Origin of the sequence: Streptomyces ossamyceticus, assembly GCF_001418475.1 — a bacterium.
GTDB classification, from domain to species: Bacteria; Actinomycetota; Actinomycetes; order Streptomycetales; family Streptomycetaceae; genus Streptomyces; species Streptomyces ossamyceticus.
Window position 1 is genome coordinate 1 of sequence record NZ_LIQX01000143.1, and the last position, 19,907, is coordinate 19,907.

At 71.8% G+C, this 19,907-nt stretch carries 17 protein-coding genes and 1 tRNA gene; 5 read left to right on the forward strand and 13 right to left on the reverse strand.

The genetic code is table 11. The features are described 5' to 3' along the window. Positions 1-121 precede the first annotated feature (121 nt). Complete coding sequence (locus tag AOK15_RS12360; protein ID WP_055515861.1) at positions 122-1,588, reverse strand: peptidoglycan-binding protein; 1,467 nt, start codon at positions 1,586-1,588, stop codon at positions 122-124. 299 nt (positions 1,589-1,887) lie between these two features. Here AOK15_RS12360 and AOK15_RS12365 point away from each other — a divergent pair. From AOK15_RS12365 to glxA, 3 genes are all read left to right on the forward strand, one after another. Then, a tRNA-Lys gene (locus tag AOK15_RS12365) sits at positions 1,888-1,964 on the forward strand. Positions 1,965-2,420: 456 nt separating this feature from the next. Next, the gene (locus tag AOK15_RS12370; RefSeq protein ID WP_055515863.1) at positions 2,421-4,412 is read left to right on the forward strand and encodes a glycosyltransferase family 2 protein; all 1,992 of its coding nucleotides are present in this window, start codon (positions 2,421-2,423) and stop codon (positions 4,410-4,412) included. Further along, positions 4,409-6,346: a radical copper oxidase GlxA gene (glxA, locus tag AOK15_RS12375; protein WP_055515865.1), complete on the forward strand. Its 1,938-nt coding sequence runs from the start codon at positions 4,409-4,411 to the stop codon at positions 6,344-6,346. Before AOK15_RS12370 ends, glxA begins: the two co-directional genes overlap by 4 nt. Before the next feature lie 274 nt (positions 6,347-6,620). On the opposite strand, the gene AOK15_RS12380 is transcribed toward glxA, so the two are convergent. The 6 genes from AOK15_RS12380 to AOK15_RS12405 all read right to left on the reverse strand — a co-directional run bounded on the left by AOK15_RS12380 (position 6,621) and on the right by AOK15_RS12405 (position 12,592). Continuing rightward, positions 6,621-7,640 carry a glycoside hydrolase family 6 protein gene (locus AOK15_RS12380; RefSeq protein WP_055515867.1) on the reverse strand — a complete coding sequence of 340 codons (1,020 nt, stop codon included), beginning with the start codon at positions 7,638-7,640 and terminating at the stop codon, positions 6,621-6,623. A gap of 181 nt (positions 7,641-7,821) precedes the next feature. After that, positions 7,822-8,511, reverse strand: coding sequence for a class F sortase (locus AOK15_RS12385; RefSeq protein WP_055515869.1), 690 nt, complete (start codon positions 8,509-8,511; stop codon positions 7,822-7,824). 9 nt (positions 8,512-8,520) lie between these two features. Continuing rightward, entirely contained in the window at positions 8,521-9,186 is a 666-nt protein-coding gene (locus AOK15_RS12390) for a hypothetical protein (RefSeq protein ID WP_055515871.1), read from the reverse strand. Positions 9,187-9,319: 133 nt separating this feature from the next. Continuing rightward, a complete protein-coding gene (locus AOK15_RS12395; protein ID WP_055515873.1) occupies positions 9,320-10,099 on the reverse strand; it encodes an HAD-IIA family hydrolase in 780 nt (259 codons plus the stop codon). A 99-nt stretch (positions 10,100-10,198) separates the two neighbouring features. Next, complete coding sequence (locus AOK15_RS12400; protein WP_055515875.1) at positions 10,199-11,047, reverse strand: hypothetical protein; 849 nt, start codon at positions 11,045-11,047, stop codon at positions 10,199-10,201. A gap of 414 nt (positions 11,048-11,461) precedes the next feature. Then, positions 11,462-12,592: an ROK family transcriptional regulator gene (locus AOK15_RS12405; protein ID WP_055515877.1), complete on the reverse strand. Its 1,131-nt coding sequence runs from the start codon at positions 12,590-12,592 to the stop codon at positions 11,462-11,464. Positions 12,593-12,647: 55 nt separating this feature from the next. Between AOK15_RS12405 and AOK15_RS12410 the strand changes: the two genes are divergently transcribed. Then, positions 12,648-13,823, forward strand: a complete 1,176-nt coding sequence (locus AOK15_RS12410) for a Gfo/Idh/MocA family protein (protein WP_240508399.1) — start codon at positions 12,648-12,650, stop codon at positions 13,821-13,823. Positions 13,824-14,053: 230 nt separating this feature from the next. Beyond that, positions 14,054-14,545: a heme-degrading domain-containing protein gene (locus tag AOK15_RS12415; RefSeq protein WP_055515888.1), complete on the forward strand. Its 492-nt coding sequence runs from the start codon at positions 14,054-14,056 to the stop codon at positions 14,543-14,545. A 168-nt stretch (positions 14,546-14,713) separates the two neighbouring features. On the opposite strand, the gene AOK15_RS12420 is transcribed toward AOK15_RS12415, so the two are convergent. From AOK15_RS12420 to AOK15_RS12445, 6 genes are all read right to left on the reverse strand, one after another. Further along, positions 14,714-15,571, reverse strand: coding sequence for a fumarylacetoacetate hydrolase family protein (locus AOK15_RS12420; RefSeq protein WP_055515890.1), 858 nt, complete (start codon positions 15,569-15,571; stop codon positions 14,714-14,716). Between the two features lie 153 nt (positions 15,572-15,724). Continuing rightward, complete coding sequence (locus AOK15_RS12425) at positions 15,725-16,489, reverse strand: YidC/Oxa1 family membrane protein insertase (RefSeq protein WP_055515880.1); 765 nt, start codon at positions 16,487-16,489, stop codon at positions 15,725-15,727. A 139-nt stretch (positions 16,490-16,628) separates the two neighbouring features. After that, complete coding sequence (locus AOK15_RS12430; RefSeq protein WP_055515882.1) at positions 16,629-16,940, reverse strand: DUF6412 domain-containing protein; 312 nt, start codon at positions 16,938-16,940, stop codon at positions 16,629-16,631. A 666-nt stretch (positions 16,941-17,606) separates the two neighbouring features. After that, on the reverse strand, positions 17,607-17,855 hold the full coding sequence (locus AOK15_RS12435; RefSeq protein WP_055515884.1) for a hypothetical protein: 249 nt from the start codon (positions 17,853-17,855) through the stop codon (positions 17,607-17,609). Beyond that, positions 17,852-19,171, reverse strand: a complete 1,320-nt coding sequence (locus AOK15_RS12440; protein ID WP_240508400.1) for a S8 family peptidase — start codon at positions 19,169-19,171, stop codon at positions 17,852-17,854. The genes AOK15_RS12435 and AOK15_RS12440 overlap by 4 nt, the downstream gene beginning before the upstream one ends. Before the next feature lie 337 nt (positions 19,172-19,508). Beyond that, positions 19,509-19,907: sortase domain-containing protein (locus AOK15_RS12445; RefSeq protein WP_157870229.1), on the reverse strand; the 399-nt coding region annotated here is incomplete at its 5' end.

Genomic DNA, 19,907 nt, shown 5'->3' on the forward strand with positions numbered 1-19,907 from the left:
GGCGAGCGGCCGTGGTCGGGGCCGGCCGGGTGCCGGGCGGGACCCGATGTCCGGGGCGGGGTGCGGGTGGTGGGCGGCGCCCCGTGGCCGGGACGGGGCGCATGGCCGGGGGGCGGACGGGTCAGGAGAACAGGCGGCGCCAGGTCTCCGGGCCCGGGTAGCCGTTGGCGGCGCCGCCGCGCCAGCCCTGGGACCGCTGGAACGCCTCCACGTTGCGCCGGTCCGCCTCGCCCCAGCGCGGCCCCGGGCCCGACGTGTAGTACTTGCCGAACCCCATCTCGACCAGCCGCCTGCCCAGCAGCGTGACGTGCGCGTTGTACGCGCCGGGCCGGAACGCGCCCCGCCCCGGATACCCGGGCACGCCGTGCGAGGCGGGCACCCCGGAGCCTCCGGGCGGCCCTGGCGTGAGCGGCGGCTTGGTCGTGACCGGCGGTCGGGACGCGACCGGCGGCCTGCCGCGCGGGCCCGGACTGTCCGCAGGCGGAATGTCCCGGCCCTTCCCGGTCACCAGGTACGACCAGGTCGACGGGCCCGGCAGCCCGTCCGCGCCCGCCCCGGTCCAGCCCTGCGCCCGCTGGAACGCCTGGGTGGCCCTGCGGTCCGCGTCCGACCAGCGCGGCCCCGGCCCGTCGGTGTAGAAGCGGGCACCGCCGCGCTCCACCAGCATCTGCCCGAGCCGGGTGACGTACCGGTTGTCGGCGCCGGGCCCGAAGTAGGCGGCGCCCGGGTACCGGCCGGCGCCCGACGGACTCGCCGACCCCTTCGTACCGCCGCTCCCGGAGGAGTCGGGGTCGGTGGAGCCGTCCGTCTCCCCCTCCGGGAACACCGTGCCGTCGTCGACCACGCCCTTGTAGCGGTACGGCACATAGCGTGCCGGGGTGGACCAGTAGCCGTACGGGGTGACCTCGCGGCGGGCGTGGGGGCGGGTCGACTCGTAGGCGATGTACGAACTGTGCGTGGAGTCCGTCCAACCGCCGAAGATCACCACGTGGGACCCCTTGTGCGGGTCGCTCGGATTGTGGAAGAGAAGCATGTCGCCGGGTTGCAGCAGTTCCTTGGAAATGCGGTCGGCGAACCTGTCCAGGCTGCCCGTCCACTCGTTCCCGGGCAGATGCCAGGCCATGGAGACGAATCCGGAACAGTCCTGCCGATAACCGTCCGACCAGTACTCGGTCATGCTGTACGGCACCTCGGCGGTGATCCAGGTCCTGGCCCGCCGGATGATCTCCGCCCGGCTGATCGGCGGCGTCCTCACCTCCTCGGACGGCTTCTCCCCGCCGGCCGGCCGCCCCGCCGGACCGTGCAGCGGGGCCTTCTTCCCCTGTGGGGTATCAGGCCCGTCACCTGCGGGAACGCCTCCGGGGAGGGTGGCAGTGTGGGCCGCCGCGACCGCCGGCGCGACATGCCCGGCGCCGAGGGCGGCACCGGCCGCCGTGGCCACGACGAGAGCGCGCCTGGCCGCTCTGGCGGCGGGGTGACCCGGGTGGTCGTACAGGGTCGAGTACGGCATCACTCGCCGCCAGTGAACACAGCCGGGGCATTCGCAGGCGGCCCCCGGATCGATTTCCTCGAATGCCGGAGCGTCCATGCGATTCCCCTCGCGGGCGGGGCGGAGAATTCCACGATTCTGCACAAGGTCAAGTTTTCCAAGTGTCACGTGCTGTCGCATGCTGACGGTCCAAATGATGTACGCGCGGATCTTCGCGCGGATCTTCGCGCGGTCCCCGCGTCCCGGAAGACGGGGGGCGCTCGATGTCCTGCGGGGGCGCGCGGAACCGCGCGCGCAACCACACGTGCCCCACAAAACGCGGCCGCCGACGGCCCGGCCGGGGCGCCCGGCACGGTGGTCGGAAGCACCCCCGTCACTCCGGTAAACTTTCACCGCACGCGCCGCTAGCTCAGTTGGTTAGAGCAGCTGACTCTTAATCAGCGGGTCCGGGGTTCGAGTCCCTGGCGGCGCACCACCGAAGAGGCCCCTCGCACACAGCGAGGGGCCTCTTCGCATACCTCCACATCCCCGCAAAGCGCCCCAGGTTTCACAGATCCTGCACTGATGTCCCAAACACCGCGTATGACCGGTAAACACCGCGTTCCCGTCTTGCGATCAAGAAGAGCGCCGTAGAACCCTGGGCCCTCAAGGGACTGCGGATACATCGCAGTTGAGGGAGGCATGGGGCGATTTGCGCTCGGGGGCGGATGCGGATCATAGCCGCCCGGCGACGCCGCGACGCACGGATTCTCGAACGAATGCCTGGGGGGCATCGAAGGAACCGGAAGGTTCGCCGTCCCGTGTCTCCATGGTGTAGATCACATGGTGGCGGAGACGATCCGCCACCGATGCGTCCGTAACGGTCGAGGGGGACTGAAGCGGGCGGAAGACCGACTAACACACACGAACGTGTGTGCGGGGGGAATGACTCATGACGCCGACGGGCGCCCGGCATAACTCCGACCCGTCCGACACGACACGACTGAAGGTCCCGTCACACCGGACCGGCACCTTCCGAAAGCTGAGGAAGACACTTCCGAGATACGACTACGAGCACTACAGCCGACTCGCGGGGCCCCTCACCCAGCCCGATCCGGGCAAGCCCTACACGGTGCAGTACCGCTCCCTGATCTCCCAGGAGCCGCACCGTCTGAGGGTCGCCCTGATGCTGGCCGCCGCCCCGCTGCTCTCCCTGGTCCTGCTCACCTGGCTGCTCCAGCCGGAGCACTGGACCAAGCGCGACTACGTCGAATACGAGTTCCTGCCCGCCCTCGACATGGTCATGCTGGTCTCGATCGGCCTGATCGAGTTCTTCCGCTGTATGAACGTGCTGTCCAACGCGCACGCCACGCTGGTCGCCCGGGACCCCGTCCCCGTGGTCCCCGAGGTCGGGACCAGAGTCGCCTTCCTCACCTCCTTCGTGCCCGGCAAGGAGCCGCTGGAGATGGTGACGAAGACCCTGGAGGCCGCCGTCAGGCTCCGCCATCGCGGCCTGCTGCACGTGTGGCTCCTCGACGAGGGCGACGACCCGGAGGTGAAGGCGGTCTGCGCGCGTCTCGGCGTGCACCACTTCTCCCGCAAGGGCATCGCCAAGTGGAACCAGCCCAAGGGCCCGCACCGCGCCAAGACCAAGCACGGCAACTACAACGCCTGGCTCGACGCCCACGGTGACGACTACGACTACTTCGCCTCAGTCGACACCGACCACGTACCGCTGCCCAACTACCTGGAGCGGATGCTCGGCTTCTTCCGCGACCCCGACATCGGCTTCGTCATCGGCCCCCAGGTGTACGGCAACTACGACAATTTCGTCACCAAGGCCGCCGAGTCGCAGCAGTTCCTCTTCCACGCGCTGATCCAGCGCGCCGGCAACCGCTACGGCGCCCCCATGTTCGTGGGTACGTCGAACGCCGTACGCATCAAGGCCCTCAAGCAGATCGGCGGGCTCTACGACTCGATCACCGAGGACATGGCGACCGGCTTCGAGATCCACCGTCACAAGAACCCGGTGACGGGCCGCAAGTGGCGCTCGGTGTACACGCCGGACGTGCTCGCGGTGGGCGAGGGGCCCAGCGCCTGGACGGACTTCTTCACCCAGCAGATGCGCTGGTCGCGCGGGACGTACGAGACGATCCTCAAGCAGTACTGGAAGGGCTGGTACTCGCTGCCGCCGACCAAGCTCTTCAACTACACCATGATGATCATCTTCTACCCGATGTCCGCCCTCAACTGGATCCTCGCCGCGTTGAGTTGCGCCCTCTTCCTGGGCCTCGGCGCGTCGGGCGTGAACATCGACCCGACGGTGTGGCTGATGCTCTACGGGAACGCCTCGGCGCTCCAGATAGGTCTGTACGTCTGGAACCGCAGGCACAACGTCTCCCCGCACGAGCCCGAGGGCTCCGGCGGTGTGGCCGGCATGGTGATGTCCGCGCTGTCCGCGCCGCTGTACGCGAAGGCGCTGATCGACTCGGCGCTGCGCCGCAAGAGCAAGTTCGTGGTCACACCCAAGGGCGACTCGGCCAGCCCCGACCGGTGGTTCGGCACCTTCCGGTACCACTGGTACTTCATCGCGATCTTCGGCGGTTCGATCGCCGCCGGCCTCGTCTACGGGCACGCGCACCCGGCGATGGTCATCTGGGCAACGTTCGCCCTGCTGATCACCGCGCTCCCGATCTTCGTCTGGCGCCACATGCTGCGCCAGGACAGGAAGAAGGCCGCCGCCGCGGCTGAACTGCAAGGGTCGATGGTGGCTCCGCCCGAGGCGGCTCCCACACCGCACGCGCCGCCCCACGCAGCGCACGCCCCACCCGCGTCGCACGCTCCCCAGCACAAGCCGAGCTGGGCCGCGTCCGGATCGGGCGGCGGGGGTAGCGACCAGACCATGCAGATCGCCCTGGGCGGACTTGGGGGACGTAAGGAATGAAGGACCGTGCAGGCCACCGCCGCGCCCGTCGCCTCGCGATCGGCGGGGCGGTGGTCCTCGCGCTGGCCGGGATGAACGGGCCGTGGCTGTACCGCTTCGGCACCGAGCAGTACCACCAGTACAAGATCAACCGACCTGAGTACAAGGCCGCCAACGGGCACTGGCAGATCGTGGAGTTCCCGAAGAAGTACCGGCAGAACACGATCCACGCCGCCCTCCTGCACACCGGCAAGGTCCTGTTGATCGCGGGGTCGGGCAACGACCAGGACAACTTCGACGACAGGAAGTTCGACACCCGCGTCTGGGACCCGGTCAAGCAGACGATCAAGCGGGTGCCGACCCCGGCCGACCTGTTCTGCACCGGGCACACCCAGCTGTCCAGCGGACGGCTGCTGATCGCGGGCGGCACCAAGCGCTACGAGAAGCTCAAGGGCGATGTCACCAAGGCCGGCGGCCTGATGATCATCCACAACGAGAACCCCGACGAGAAGGTGGAGCTGAAGCCGGGGACGCGGTTCGTCGGCAAGGAGAACGGCAGGACGTTCGTCCTGAAGGACGACGTCGAGGTCAAGAAGGCCACCAAGACCTTCGACCCGGACACCGGGAAGTTCACCGGAAACAAGCCGGGCCTCGCCCGCGCCTACGTCGAGGCCGAGCGCAGCGGCAAGCGGTACGAGACGGGCACCGAGGACAACTACCGGATCGTGGGCCTGAAGGGCGCCGACGCCCGCAACACCTACGGCATCGCGCAGAAGCTCGCCCTCGACAAGAAGGACTTCCAGGGCATCAGGGACGCCTACGAGTTCGACCCGGTCGCCGAGCGGTACATCAAGGTCGACCCGATGAACGAGGCCCGCTGGTACCCGACGCTGACAACGCTCACCGACGGCACGGTCCTCAGCCTCTCCGGGCTGGACGAGATCGGCCAGCTGGTCCCCGGCAAGAACGAGGTCTACGACCCCGCGACCCGGAAGTGGACGTACACCAAGGGCGTGCGGCAGTTCCCGACGTATCCGGCGATCTCCCTGATGCAGAACGGCAAGCTGTTCTACTCGGGCGCGAACGCCGGGTACGGCCCGGACGACATCGGCCGGCAGCCGGGCGTGTGGGACCTGAGGACGAACACGTTCACCAAGATCCCCGGCATGAGCGATGGCAAGCTGCTGGAGACCGCGGGGACGGTGCTGCTGCCGCCGGCGCAGAAGGAGAAGTACATGGTGATCGGCGGCGGCGGGGTGGGCGAGTCGGAGCGATCCAGCCGGCGCACCCGGATCGTCGACCTGCTGGACGACAGCCCGCGCTTCGTGGACGGACCGCGTCTCGACAAGGGCACCCGGTATCCGCAGTCCTCGATCCTGCCCGACGACACGGTCCTCATCTCGGGCGGTTCGCAGGACTACCGGGGCCGCGGCGACTCCAACATCCTCCAGTCACGCGTCTACGACGCGCGCACCGGGAAGATGCGCCGGGTCGCCGATCCGCTGGTCGGCCGCAACTACCACTCCGGGTCGATCCTGCTGCCCGACGGACGGGTCGTCTTCTTCGGGTCGGACTCCCTGTACGCCGACAAGGCCAACACCAAGCCGGGGGAGTTCGAGCAGCGCGTCGAGATCTACACGCCGCCGTATCTGTACCGGAACGGACGACCGACGCTGTCGGGCCGACCGAAGACGGTCGAGCGCGGCGGGAAGGCGACGTTCGGGACACGGCACGCGTCGTCCCTCAAGTCGGCGCGGCTGATCCGGCCGAGTGCGTCGACGCATGTCACCGATGTCGACCAGAAGTCCATCGCGGTGGACTTCACGACGTCCGGCGACAGCGTCACGGTGACGGTGCCGAAGAACCGGAATCTCGTGCAGTCCGGCTGGTACATGCTGTTCGTGACGGACGCGGCGGGAACACCGAGCAAGGCGCGGTGGGTGAAGGTGCGGTAGGGCTCCGCCGGGTTCTGTGGTCCGGGTGCGGGTGGGCGCGGCTGCGGGTTCGGGTGCGGGTGCGTGGGGGCTGGTCGCGCCCACGCGGCGGAGCCGCATATGCCAACGCCCCGCGCCCCTGAAGGGTTGGGCCTGCGGCCCACCCTTCATCCTGAAACGCACGGGGCGCAGCCCCCGGTCGCTTTTCAGGGGCGCGGGGAACTGCGCGAGGAACCACAACGGACCCGCACCCGCCACAACCACCCGCACCCCCGAGTCACCAGGCGCCCGGCATTCAGTCAGACGCCTCGGCCAACGCCAGTGCGTACTCCGGCCACCACTCCCCCGCCTTCGGTCCCCCCTTGCACTCCCCGTCCGACTCCCCCGGCCGCTTGACCCACAGATACGCGTCCACCAGCGGATCCCCCGTCTTCGTCGTCGGCGTCTCCCCCAGCGCCCGCCCCGGCGGGTTGCACCACTGTTCGTCCTTGTCGCCCCCGGTGTAGGGGCCGTTGCCGTTGCGGCTGGTGTCGATGACGAACGGCTTGCCGCCGACCTTCGCGGACAGCTGCTTGCCGTACCGGACGGAGTCCTCGGTGGTGTAGAAGTTCGAGACGTTGACGGCGAACCCGTCGGCCTTGTCGACGCCGGCCCACTTCAGCGGCTCGGCGATCTTGTCGGCCTCGCTCCACCCCGCGTTCCCGGCGTCCAGATACACCTTCGTGTTCTTCAGCGTGCCGAGCCTCTCGATCGCGCCCTTGAGCAGGTCGTACCGCTCCCCGTGGAACTCGCCCGGCGTGCAGCCGTCCACCACGTGGAGGACCGCGTCGGGTTCGAGGACGACCGTGGCCGGACGGTCCCCGATGCCCCGGGCGACGCCGTCGATCCATGCCCGGTACGCGTCGCCGTCGGCCGCGCCGCCGCCCGAGTACTGGCCGCAGTCGCGGTGCGGGATGTTGTAGAGGACGAGGAGGGCGTCCCGGTCGGCCTTCTTCGCCGCCTCGGTGAAGCCCTTGGCCTCCCGCTCCGGGTTCTCGGGGCCGATCCACTCGCCCGTGGGCTGTTCGGCGATCCTGCGGATCAGCTCGGCGTTCTCGTCCTTGCCCGCCTTCTCGTAGGCGGCGACCTGGGCCGCCGCGTTCCCGTCCGGGTTGACCCAGAACGGGTCCGTCCCGCTCGGCTGTTGGGTGATCCCGGAGCCCGTGGTCTTGTCGTCCTCGCCCTCGCCGTCTCCCCCGAAACAGCCTGCGAGCAGCAGCGTGGCCCCCGCCACCGCCACGGACGCCCGGACTCCGGCACCCCTGCTGGCGTACATCCAACTCCCCCTTGGGTGCACCGTGTCGTAAGGGCCAATCCTGGCATATTTCCCGCCTCGCCCACGAGGATGCCGCCGCCTGACCGAGAGCTGTTGTCTCCTGACCAGGTCGGACGGAAACCGCCTGCGAACGGGGGCGCGGGCTGCGCGGATGACCATGTGCCGGACCGTGTACCGGGGTTCAGGGGCGGGTGCCGCTGAGGTACGCGGAGACGACGACGTTCGCCGTGTAGGTGCGGCTCTTCTTGTCGAAGGTCCCGCCGCAGGTGACCAGGCGAAGTTCGGCGCGGCCCGACTGCCGTACGCCGTAGGCCTGTCCGGCGTCGAAGTCGTCGCGGCGCAGGACCCGCACGTCGTCCACGGTGAACTCGGCGACCGTGCCGTCGTCGCGGGCCACGCGGATCAGCTCGCCGAGCCCGAGGGCGCTGAGCTTGTAGAAGACGGCCGGGCGGGTCTCGGTGTCGACGTGTCCGACGAACAGCGCGGTCCCGCCGGCGCCGGGCCGGGTTCCGGCGGCGTACCAGCCGACGACGCCCGGCTGGTCGAACGAGGGCGGGTCGATCGCCCCGTCGCCGTCGAGGCCGCGTGCCACGACCGGGGCCTGCACCCCCATGGCGGGGATGTCGAGGCGCTGCGGGCGCGCGCCCTTCAACGGTTCGACAGCGGGAGGGAGTTCGGCCTGCGCCGGTCTGCCGACGGCGGCCACGTCACCGGTGGTCGGCGCCGCTATGCCATGCCGTACGTCGGTGACCTCGCGACCCCAGAGCCACAGGCCGAGCAGCAGTACGGCCCAGGCGACACCCGTGGTGAACCGGCCGGCGCTCGTACCGCCGCCGCTCTCGCCGATGTCGGAGTAGTCCTGACCTGACACGGCGACCCCCTACTTGGTGCCCCGGCCCCGGCGGGCGCCGCGCACCACGACGACCGCGGCCGCGACACCGGCAAGGACCAGGCCGATCACCGCGTGCCGGGCGCCGGGCCCGGTGTTGCGGGCATCCATGGAGTTGACGCCGTCCGCCGAGGCGGCGGCGTCCGCGGAGGCCACCGGGCGCGCCGCGAGCAACGCGGCCGCTCCGCCGCCGCCCGCGCGGACGGGGGCGACCGGGGAGGCGGGCGCCGAGGGCCGCCCGGTGGGCCGGGCGGAGGTGGACGGCCGGGTCGAGGCGGAGGGCCTCGCAGGGTGCTGCTTGCCGTCGCCCACCTCGATGGTGCCCTTGACCTTGTCCTCCGTGCCGTCGCAGGAGACCCGTACGCCGTAGGTGCCGGGCTTCAGCGAGGAACGGATACGGGTCTCGCCGGACAGGGTGCCGGACCGCTTGCCGCCGACCACGGTCAGCAGCGCGTCCGCGACGAACGCCGCCGACGCGGCGGTGCCCGACCTGCCCCCGCAGCCCTTGGCCCGCACCTGGATGTCGGTGCCGGGCGCCGGCGCCGCCGGCACCACCGAGACGTTCCCCACGTCGGCCGCGTGGACCGTGGGTGCCGGCGCGGTCAGCGCGGCAGCGACCACCGCCCCCGAACAGAGAGTGAGTCGCAGTGAGCTCATGGTGAACCTCCAGTCCTGAGACTCCCCCCCCGGGACCGGGGCCGCATCCGGGGAAGGCCCATGACTGCTCCGTACGGGTGCCCGTGGGTTTACCGCCCGGGGCACCGCCCGCATGGGGGCATGGAGGCGCCGGTCAGATGCGATCGACGAGGTCCGCGATGGAGTCCACGATCTTCGAGGGCCGGTAGGGGAACTTCTCCACCTGGTCGGGGGTGGTCAGACCGGTGAGCACCAGGAAGGTCTGCATCCCGGCCTCCATGCCGGCGAGGACGTCGGTGTCCATACGGTCGCCGATCATGGCGCTGGTCTCGGAGTGGGCGCCGATCGCGTTGAGGCCGGTGCGCATCATCAGCGGGTTCGGCTTGCCGGCGAAGTACGGCCGCTGCCCGGTCGCCTTGGTGATCAGCGCGGCCACGGCGCCGGTAGCGGGCAGCGGGCCCTCGGTGGAGGGGCCGGTCTCGTCCGGGTTGGTGGCGATGAAGCGGGCACCGGCGTTGATCAGGCGTACCGCCTTGGTCATGGCCTCGAAGGAGTAGGTGCGGGTCTCGCCGAGGACCACGTAGTCGGGGTCGTGGTCGGTGAGGACGTACCCGATGTCGTGCAGGGCGGTGGTCAGTCCGGCCTCGCCGATGACGTACGCCGTGCCGCCGGGCCGCTGGTCGTCCAGGAACTGGGCGGTGGCGAGGGCCGAGGTCCAGATGTGGTCCACGGGGACGTCCAGGCCCATGCGGGAGAGCCGGGCGTGCAGGTCGCGCGGGGTGTAGATCGAGTTGTTGGTGAGCACGAGGAACGGTCGGCCGGAGTCCCGCAGCTTCTTGATGAAGGCGTCGGCGCCGGGGATCGGCACGCCCTCGTGGATGAGCACCCCGTCCATGTCGGTGAGCCACGACTCGATGGGCTTGCGCTCTGCCATGTGCGATCTCCTGCCGTACGTGCGGATCGGCTCCCAACCCTAGGGTGGCGTGGCTGAAATGAGGAGGGCGATCTTGGCCGCTGAGACCGTCCCGCCCGTTCACCGCCGACGTCTGCGCACCCCTGTCGCCAGTACCCCTCCGACGGCGAGGGCCAACACCCCGACGGCGTACGGCAGCAGGACGTGTCCGGCGCCGCTCGCGGCCAGTTCCCCGGGGTACGGTCCCGCGTCCGGCGCCGGGTCGGGTTCCGCGCTCACCCGGTCGCCGGCGGGCCGCTCGCTCTTCCCCGCCGACGGTGACGGTCCCCCGTCGCGCCGCCCGTCCGCGTCCTGATCCCGCTCCTCGCTCTCCTTCTCGTGCTCGTGCTCGTCCTCGTCCTCGTCGATGATCCGGAAGCGGTATTCGTTGGACTCCCCCACCCATTCGCTGTCGTCGCCGCGCCGCTGGACGACGGCCGCGTTGGCCACGACGTCGTTGGGCACGGCCGCGTCGGAGGTGACGGAGAGCCGGACCTTGACGGTGAGGGTGCCGTCGGCGGGCACGGTGAAACCGTCGCCGTCCTCGTCGAGCACGCCGACCAGTTCGTCCGAGTCGGTCTCCTCGAAGGCGACCGGCCGGGAGGTGGTGCCCTTCGCGTCCTCGAAGTACTCCAGCTGCGGCTGCGAGCGCTTCAGGGCCCGCCCGTCGTCGACCAGCACGATCACCGGATGGACGTCCGCGCAGGTCCGGTCGGTGGTGTTCGTCAGCTCCACCGCCCAGGTCCGGAAGCCACCGCCGGCGACATAGGTGGCGGGTCCCCCGTCGATACGGGTCAGGATCGGGAACTCCTCGCTGTCGGCCCCCGCGCAGCCGACGGCCTCGCCCACCGCCGCGACCGCCACTCCCGGACCACCGCCGAGGCCGGCTCCGACGGCGAACACCAGGGTCAGACAAGTACACAGTCGCATGAACACATGACCATGCCAGCGCCGCCGGGGTGGACGGGGAGCCACGCCCGGGGCCGCCGGGGAGACGGCGGAAGTCCCCTCGATCAGCGGAGGGAGGGGCGTCGGGGCCGTCGGAGGGGCCGCCGCCCCGCAGACCGCTCGGGGGTGCGGGGCGGTGACCCCTGCGGCTCCGCCACGCGGGTGCGGGGCGGTGACGACGAACCCGGGGCGCCCAGACATCGGCACCTCTTCGGCGAACCGGCGGCCTCGCCCTCGCCCTCGCGCAGCACCCGGGGGGGCGCGGCGTCGGCCGTCGGGAGGCCCTCGCCCGTTTCCTCGTTCTCTCCCTCGCCGTCGTCCTAGCCCTCGCCGTCGCCGTCGCCGTAGCCGTAGCCGTAGCCGTAGCCGTCAAGAGGCTGTCAGCCTGGCGGGCCCCTATCCGTCGGCCCGGCCGAACAGCGGTGCCAACAGCAGTTGCGCCGCACCCTCCGCGACCCCGAGCGACCCGCCGGAAGCGACGCGTACCGGCACGTACGGCTCCTCCCCCTGGAGCCGGGCCCACTCGTCGAGCATGGCCCCCACCCCGCGGACGAACACGTCGGGGTGCTCCTCGACCGTGCGGCCCCCGAGCAGCACCAGTTCGATGTCGAGCAACCCGACGAGGTTCGCGGCCCCGGCCCCCAGGACGCGCGCGGCCTCCCCCACGTCCCCCCGGGCGACGGCCGCGAGGCACAGCGCCTCGATGCACCCGCGGTTGCCACAGCTGCACGGGGGCCCGTCCAGCTGGACGATCTGGTGCCCGAACTCCCCGGCACGGGTCCGCGCACCCCGGTGGACGGCCCCGCCGAACACGAGCCCGGCGCCGAGGCCCGTACCGAGGTGGATGTACGCGAAGGAGCCGTGCGTCCCGAGGGCCACGGCCAGCCGCAGCGCCGCCGCGTTGGTGTCCTTGTCGACGACCACGGAGGTCCGCAGCCGCCGGGCGAGGGCGGCCCGCAGCGGGAACCCCTCCCACTCCGGGAACCCGGTGACCCGATGGAGCACGCCGTGCAGATGGTCGAGAGGGCCGGGCAGGGCCACACCGACGCCAAGGAGGGGAGCGCCCTCCTCGGCGAGCAGCCCCTCCACCTCGCGGGCCGCGCTCTCGACCACGGCCTCCGCCCCGGCGCCCAGATACAGCGGGGCGCGCCGCTCGCCGACCACCGTGCCGGTGAGGTCGCAGACCACGGCGGTCAGCGCGTCGCGGTCCAGATGGAGCCCGACCGCGTGACCGGCGTCGGGGACGAGCCGCAGGACGGTGCGCGGCTTGCCTCCGGTGGAGGCGCGGTAGCCCGCCTCGGTCACCAGGCCGTCGACACGGAGCCGGGCGATGATCTTGCTGACGGCCTGCGGGGTGAGCCCCGTCCGGTCGGCCAGTTCGAGGCGGCTTATCCCGGCCGCCCCCGCGGTGCGCAGCAGGTCGAGCACCAGCGCCCCGTTGTGGCTGCGCAGCGCCAGGAGGTTCACTCCCGTCGCCCCTGCGGCGCGCCCGTTCCCGTTGCCGGTGCCGTTCCCATTGCCGTTCACACCTCCATTGTCCCCCGTGCTTGCACTTTGGCAACAGCGTTGCTTAAGTGGACGTATGACTGGCACCACGAACGGCACGGACCCCACCGGTACGGGCTCCACCGGTACGGGCTCCACCGGTACGGCCCCCTCCGCACCGGACGCGCCCGGCGCGACCCCCGCCGCTCCCCTGCGCGTGGCCCTGGTCGGCTACGGCCTCGCCGGCTCCGTCTTCCACGCCCCGCTGATCGGCGCGACGCAGGGCCTCGCCCTCGACACGGTCGTCACCTCGAACCCCGAGCGGCAGGCGCAGGCCCGCGCCGAGTTCCCCGGCGTGCGACTCGCGGCCACCGCGGACGAGTTGTGGGGCCGGGCGGACGAACTGGACCTGGTCGTCGTCGCCTCCCCCAACAAGACGCACGTCCCGCTGGCGACCGCCGCGCTGGAGGCGGGCCTCGCGGTCGTCGTCGACAAGCCGATCGCCGGCACGGCGGCCGAGGCGCGTGAACTGGCCGCCCTGGCCGACGCCCGCGGCCTGCTCCTGTCGGTCTTCCAGAACCGTCGCTGGGACAACGACTTCCTGACCCTCCGCAAGCTCCTCGCCGACGGCGAGCTGGGCGAGGTCCGCCGCTTCGAGTCCCGCTTCGAACGCTGGCGGCCCCAACTCAAGGGCGGCTGGCGCGAATCCGGCGACCCCGCAGAGATCGGAGGTCTCCTCTACGACCTGGGCAGCCATGTCGTCGACCAGGCCCTCACCCTCTTCGGCCCCGCCACCCTCGTGTACGCCGAGTCCGATCTGCGCCGCCCCGGCGCCGAGGCGGACGACGACACGTTCATCGCGGTCACCCACGCGAGCGGCGTCCGCTCCCACTTCTACGCCTCCGCCGTCACCCCTCAGCTCGGCCCCCGCTTCCGGGTGCTGGGCTCCGAGGCCGGCTATGTGAAGTACGGCCTCGACCCACAGGAGGCCGACCTCCGTGACGGCGCGCGTCCCACGCCGGGCGCCCCCTGGGGTGTGGAGCCCGAGGACCTGTGGGGCCGTATCGGCGCCGGCGAGTCCCCCGCCACCGGCGGCGGCAGCCCCGTCCCGACCGTCCCCGGCGACTACCCCGCGTACTACGCCGCCGTGGCCGCCGCCCTGCACGGCACCGGCGAGAACCCGGTCACGGCGTACGAGGCGGCCGCCGCGCTGGACGTCCTGGAGGCGGCCCGGAAGTCGGCGGCCGAGGGAGTGGCGGTGAAGCTCGCATGACGAACACCCCGAACAGCGGGACACCGGGCACCGGGACGCCGGGCACCGGGATGCCGGGTGCCGGGACGCCGAGCCTCGGGACACCGAGCACCGGGTCGCCGGGGGCCGGGACGCCGGGCACCGGGGTGTCGAGCACCGGGTCGCCGGGTGCCGGGACGCCGAGCCTCGGGACGCCGAACAGCGGGACACCGAGCACCGGGACGCCGGGTGCCGGGACGCCGGGTGCCGGGATCGCGAGCGGCGAGACGCCAGGCATCGGGGAACTGGAGGCGCAGGAACGCCGCTTGGTCCTGCCCCGCTTCGGCTTCGACGACGCGTGGGCGCTGGGCTCCCTGCTGGTGGAGACGGCCCGAGAGCGCGAGGCCCCCGTGGCCATCGACATCCGCCGCGGCCCGCAGCAGCTGTTCCACGCCGCGCTCCCCGGCTCGACCCCGGACAACGACGCCTGGATCGACCGCAAACGCCGCGTCGTGGAACGCTACGGCGCCTCCTCCTACCTCGTCGGCGCCCGATTCCGCGCCAAGGGCACGACGTTCGAGGCGTCGTCCCGCCTGGATCCCGACCACTACGCGGCCCACGGCGGCTCCTTCCCCCTGGCGGTCGAGGGCTCGGGCGTCATCGGCACGGTGACGGTGTCGGGCCTGCCCCAACTGGAGGACCACCTGATGGTGGTGGAGGCGCTGGAGCGCTTCAAGCTGGAGCACTCCACGGGCGACGGGTAACCACCGGCAGCCTCAGGGGCGCGGGGAACTGCGCGACCGGCCACGACGAACCCGCGGCCTCCGACGCCCCGCAGCACCCCGCCCCTCAGGCGCCCGGCACCCGGCACCCGGCACCCGGCACCCGGCACCCGGCACCCGGCACCCGGCACCCGGCACCCGGCGGTACCCCTACGCCTGCCCGAACTCCTGCCGCTGTCGCCCGAGCCCCTCGATCTCCAGCTCCACCACGTCCCCGGTCTTCAGGAACGGCTTGGGATCGGGCTCTCCCAGGGCCACCCCCGCGGGCGTCCCCGTGTTGATGACGTCCCCGGGGTAGAGCGTCATGAACTGGCTGACGTACCGCACGACCTCACTCACCGAGAAGATCTGCTCGGCGGTCGTGCCGTCCTGCTTCAGTTCCCCGTTGACCCACAGCCGGAGCCCCAGCTTCTGCGGATCGGGCACCTCGTCCGCCGTGACCAGCCACGGCCCGAGCGGATTGAACGTCTCGCAGTTCTTTCCCTTGTCCCAGGTCCCGCCGCGTTCCAGCTGGAACTCCCGCTCGGACACGTCGTGGGAGACGGCGTACCCGGCGACATGGGTGAGCGCGTCCTCGCGGGACTCGACGTAGCGCGCCGTACGGCCGATGACGACCGCGAGCTCGACCTCCCAGTCCGTCTTGTTCGAGCCGCGCGGGACGAGCACCGTGTCGTACGGGCCGACGACGGTGTCCGCGGCCTTGAAGAAGATCACCGGCTCGGCGGGCGGCTCGGCCCCCGTCTCGCGGGCGTGGTCGTGGTAGTTGAGCCCGATGCACACGATCTTGCCGATCCGGGCGAGCGGCGGCCCGACCCGCAGTCCGGTCGCGTCCAGCTCCGGCAGGTCTGCTGCCTCGGCGGCCTCCCGGATCCGGCCGAGCGCCGCCTCGTCCGCGAGCAGCTCGCCGTCGATGTCCGGCACGATCGCCGAGAGGTCCCGCAGGACCCCCTCGGCGTCGAGCAGCGCGGGCCGCTCCGCGCCCGCCGTACCGACTCGCAGCAGCTTCATGGTCACCATCTCCCTCGAACGCCGGCCGCCCGACCGATGGGTGCAGCCATCGGAGGACTGGTCGATCGTCCAAGGTGACCATTCACTCCGCAAGACCCGGTTCACGGACTGGACCACTACCTCCTGGTAGCCCCCGTTCCGGGGACGGTCCCGCTACGCGGCGGCGGGCGCCGGGGCGGCCGCGGGGGTCACCGGGTAGAGCGCCGCCCGCTCGATCGCGCTCCACGTCGTGCTGGTCACCACGTACAGCGCGGCAGCCAGCGGGACCACCGCCACGGTGAGGAGGGTGAAGAACGACATGAACGGCATGATCTTGCTGACGGCGCCCATGCTCGTCGCCAGCCCCGGCACCTGGTCGTCCCCGGCGGCCGGCATCCCGGCCGTCCCCGCCGCCATCATCCGCTTCGTACGGCGGAAGTTGAAGACCGCGACCCCGGTGACGATCACGAACAGCCCCACATAGACGAGGCCCTGCGCGCCGAGGAGGCCGCCCGCGCCCAGCGCGTCGGCGAAGCGGTCGCCGAGCGGTGCCGCGAACAGCCGGTGGGTGAGGAGTTCGTTGGCCTCGCCGCCGATCTCCTTGTTGGAGAACAGGTGGTAGAGCAGGAAGAACGCGGGGAGCTGGCAGAGGCTGGGCAGGCACCCGGACAGCGGTGACACCTTCTCCGCGGCGTGCAGCTCCAGTACCGCCTTCTGGAGCTTCTCCGGGTTCTTCGCGTGCTTCTTCCGCAGCTCCGCGATCTTCGGCTGCAACGCGACCCGGGCCCGCTGCCCGCGTGCCGCCGCCCGGGACAGGGGGTGCACGAGCAGCCGTACGAGCGCGGTGAACAGGACGATCGCGGCGGCCGTGGCGGAGGCGTGGAACAGCGGGTCGAGCAGATCGGCGAGACGCGCGACAAGGTCGGCGAAAACGGACATGGGTGGGAGCCCTCCAGGGGTCTCGTCGTGCCAGGAGTGGTCCGGAACAGCCCGGTGACCGGGCGTCCGATGACGGGGAACTCGGCGCGACGGCCCGCGTGAGGGGCACGGAGGTGGTGCGAGGAAGTGGGGGTGTGCCCTACGCGGTGACCGTCAGGAGGGCATGGCCGGGCGCCCGGGGCCGCCTACGACCACGGGCGTCGGGATCGCGTTGGGCGAGGAACGCCGTCCGGCGCTCCCGGTCCCTGATCGCCGTCCGTACGCGTGTACGCGGGACGACGGGGGCGCAGCGCGAGGCGATGACCGCGCAGGCGGCGAAGGCCGACCCGGCCGCGGCGGTGGCCGCGAAGGCCACGGCGGCGGAGAGGGTGCCGGCGTCCAGCACGGACAGCTCGAAGAGGACGAGGAGCACGACGGCGAGGGGACGCAGCGGAGCCAGGGCCCGGAACACGGCTCACTCCCCCTCTCGACGCGACACGAACTCCCTCCGTTTATACAGGACGCCCCGGACACCGATACCGGGTCCGGGGCGTGGGGTTGCCAACTGCTCGTCGGGGAGTGTGTACGAGGGTGAATTAGCTCGATCGTGTGATGGTCGGCTTCCGGGCTTGGGGCGGTGTGGGCTGTTCGGGCTACGGTGAGCGGGCGGTCTGGGACACCGGGAACGGAGCCAGCGTGCGGAGCCCCTTTTCCTCCGGAGAGAAGGTCTGGGGCCTCTCCGTCGCCCTCTGTCCGTACCCACCTGGCCAGGTCGTGAGGGAACCGGCCTCCCGGGATCGGACCATGCACAGGATGCGTGTCGCCGCCCCGGGGTTGAGTACGCCGGGGACCTGGGGGCACCTCCCACGCCCTTGTGGCAGTGGGGGAGCGCCCAAGACCGTTCGGGGCGTGCGGCTGGGCGGGCTCACTCATGCTCAGTCCCCAGGAACGGTTCGTATCACCGGGACTTTCCGGTGATCGGGGCGTGGGGTGCGACGCGCCGCGCACGCCCGGTCCGGGGCGTGGAGTCCGCCGCACCGCGCACGCCGGGGCCGGGGGTTCGGCGTTCGTCACGGCATTCGTGACCCAGGGCCCACCGGGGGCCGCATCGGGGCCCCACCGGAGGCGTCCCGCGGCCTCACTGGGCCGGGGAGTCGGGCGGGGGCAGCTGGACGGTGCGTTCGCGGTCGAGGGCTTCGACGCCGTCGACGGCCTGGAGGTCCGCGATCCGGTTCTCCGGGGCGGTTCCGGAGAGCGTGCCGACTACGGGCTGTTCGCCCGTGACGGTCAGCCCGGCCCGCCGCAGGGCGTCGACGATCTCCGCGAACCGGTCGGGGTCGACCGCGAGGACGACCCCGACCGGCGCGGATGCGGAGGACTCGCTCACGGGGCCTGGAGCAGCCCGTGGCCGATGTCCCGGACGGGCTGCGCCAGCGGGAACGCGCCGGCCTTGAGGCGGGCCACGAGGTCGGCCGCGGACACCTGGGGGTGCGCCTCGCCGAGCAGGGCGAGGACGCCCGCGACATGCGGCGTGGCCATGCTCGTACCGCTCAGGTTCTGGTAGCCGCCGCCGGGGGCCGCCGACCGTACGTCCCTGCCGGGCGCGGCGATGTTGATCTCGCCGCCCTGGCCGTTGATGCCGCCGTTGGAGAAGAACGACGGGGTGAGCGCCCGGTCGAGGGAGGCCACGGCGAGGATGGAGGGGCAGTTGGCGGGCCGGCCGACGGGTTCGATGACCGGGGGCCGATTGCTCTCGTTGCCGGCCGCGGCGACGATCACCGTCCCGCGCTCCAGGGCGCGCCGGGCGAGGATCTCGTACGTCTGCGGGAACAGCTCGCCCGGACGGACCGGGGCGCCGAGCGACATGGAGATCACCCGGGCGCCACGGGAGATGGCCCAGGCGATGCCCGCGAGGATCTGGCCGTCCGCGCCGCTGCCCCGGTTGCTGAGGACCTTGCCCGCGAGGATCCGGGCGTCGCATGCGACGCCGTAGCGGGGGCCCTGCCGGGGCTGGGCCGGGCCGGCGACGGTGCCGATGCAGTGGGTGCCGTGGCCGTTGCCGTCCTCGACCGACTCGCCGAGCACGAACGACATGGTCTCCTCGATACAGCCGGCCAGGTCCGGGTGGTCGGTGTCCACACCGGTGTCGAGGACGGCGACCTTCACCCCACGACCGGTCAGGTGGGACATGTTCGCCCGGATCGCCTGGAGACCCCAGGTGAAGCTCTGCTCGTCGACGGCCGGGCCCTGCGCGGCGGCGATCTCGGCCCGCGTGTGGCGGTCGACGACCTCCTCGTCGCTGCGGTAGGCCGGGAAGAACTCCGTCGGCGCCTGCGTCGGGGCGGTGATCGGCATGGCGTACACCATGCGCTCGGGCTCCGCGGCGATGATCGCCGGGTCGGCCTCGGCCGCGGTGACCAGCGCGTGGCGCTGTTCGGGCCGCACCTCGACGACGGCGGCCGCGAGCTCCTCGAAGTGCACGGAGACGTCGGGGCGCTCCAGCAGTTCGGAGACGTTGCCCACGTCTCCTCCGCGGACGCGTTCGACGGAGGCGATCTCGGCGGAGGAACGCAGCGCGTTCAGTCCGCTCTCCTGGTTGCCCGGATCGAGCAGGACGACGTACCTGCCGGTGTACTCCGCGCCCTGGGGAGCGCCGGAACCGTTCATGCGCTGGGGCTGCCCGTCGTGACCACGCCTGTCCATGGGGCCGTTCGCCATTGAATTTCCCGCTTTCTCGTTCTGTGCACTGCCCCCGAGGGATCGTGGACGCGCGTCGCTTCACGGAGCGCTGGCATGCCGAGATGGCGCAGAGTCGTGGGGGCGCGGCCTGGCCGCACGTCGACGCGCGGCGCCCTCGCCTGCGGCAGAGCGGTCCCGTGACGGACCGTTGCCTCCGCGTGGCGCCTCGAACACCGTCGCACCGGGCGCGGAGGTCGGCAACACAGCACGGCCGGGCGGGGCAGCGACCGCGGCCACTCCGGCCCTCACCCGAGACGGAGGCCCTCACCCGGGGCGGACCTCTCACCCCAGTCGGACGCTCTCACCTGAGGCGCACGGACCGGAGCGTGCCCCAGACCACGAGCCGGTACGTGGAGGTGTACGCGGGGGTGCAGGTGGTGAGCGTGAGGTAGTGCCCGGGCCTGTCGTACCCGTACGCCGGCAGTACCCCGCTGCGCGGCACGGGGCGCAGGACACCGCCGTCGCCGGGCGTGGTGCGGGGGAGCGTCCGGTCGACGACGTATGTGTGGACGGCGTCGCGGGTCTCGATCCGTATCTCGTCGCCGCGGTCCAGACGGTCCAGGTGCCGGAAGGGCTCGCCGTGGGTGTTGCGGTGCCCGGCGAGCGCGACGTTCCCGGGCCGCCCGGGCTGCGCGGTCCGCGGGTAGTGGCCGACGTACCCGCGGTCGAGGACGTCCGCCCGCCCGATCCCCTCGGCGAC

Bases quoted from the DNA above. Each gene is read 5' to 3' on its own strand.
- AOK15_RS12360 (WP_055515861.1), bottom strand. From the start codon at position 1,588: ATGGACGCTCCGGCATTCGAGGAAATCGATCCGGGGGCCGCCTGCGAA.
- AOK15_RS12370 (WP_055515863.1), top strand. From the start codon at position 2,421: ATGACGCCGACGGGCGCCCGGCATAACTCCGACCCGTCCGACACGACA.
- glxA (WP_055515865.1), top strand. From the start codon at position 4,409: ATGAAGGACCGTGCAGGCCACCGCCGCGCCCGTCGCCTCGCGATCGGC.
- AOK15_RS12380 (WP_055515867.1), bottom strand. From the start codon at position 7,640: ATGTACGCCAGCAGGGGTGCCGGAGTCCGGGCGTCCGTGGCGGTGGCG.
- AOK15_RS12390 (WP_055515871.1), bottom strand. From the start codon at position 9,186: ATGAGCTCACTGCGACTCACTCTCTGTTCGGGGGCGGTGGTCGCTGCC.
- AOK15_RS12395 (WP_055515873.1), bottom strand. From the start codon at position 10,099: ATGGCAGAGCGCAAGCCCATCGAGTCGTGGCTCACCGACATGGACGGG.
- AOK15_RS12400 (WP_055515875.1), bottom strand. From the start codon at position 11,047: ATGCGACTGTGTACTTGTCTGACCCTGGTGTTCGCCGTCGGAGCCGGC.
- AOK15_RS12410 (WP_240508399.1), top strand. From the start codon at position 12,648: ATGACTGGCACCACGAACGGCACGGACCCCACCGGTACGGGCTCCACC.
- AOK15_RS12420 (WP_055515890.1), bottom strand. From the start codon at position 15,571: ATGAAGCTGCTGCGAGTCGGTACGGCGGGCGCGGAGCGGCCCGCGCTG.
- AOK15_RS12425 (WP_055515880.1), bottom strand. From the start codon at position 16,489: ATGTCCGTTTTCGCCGACCTTGTCGCGCGTCTCGCCGATCTGCTCGAC.
- AOK15_RS12440 (WP_240508400.1), bottom strand. From the start codon at position 19,171: ATGGACAGGCGTGGTCACGACGGGCAGCCCCAGCGCATGAACGGTTCC.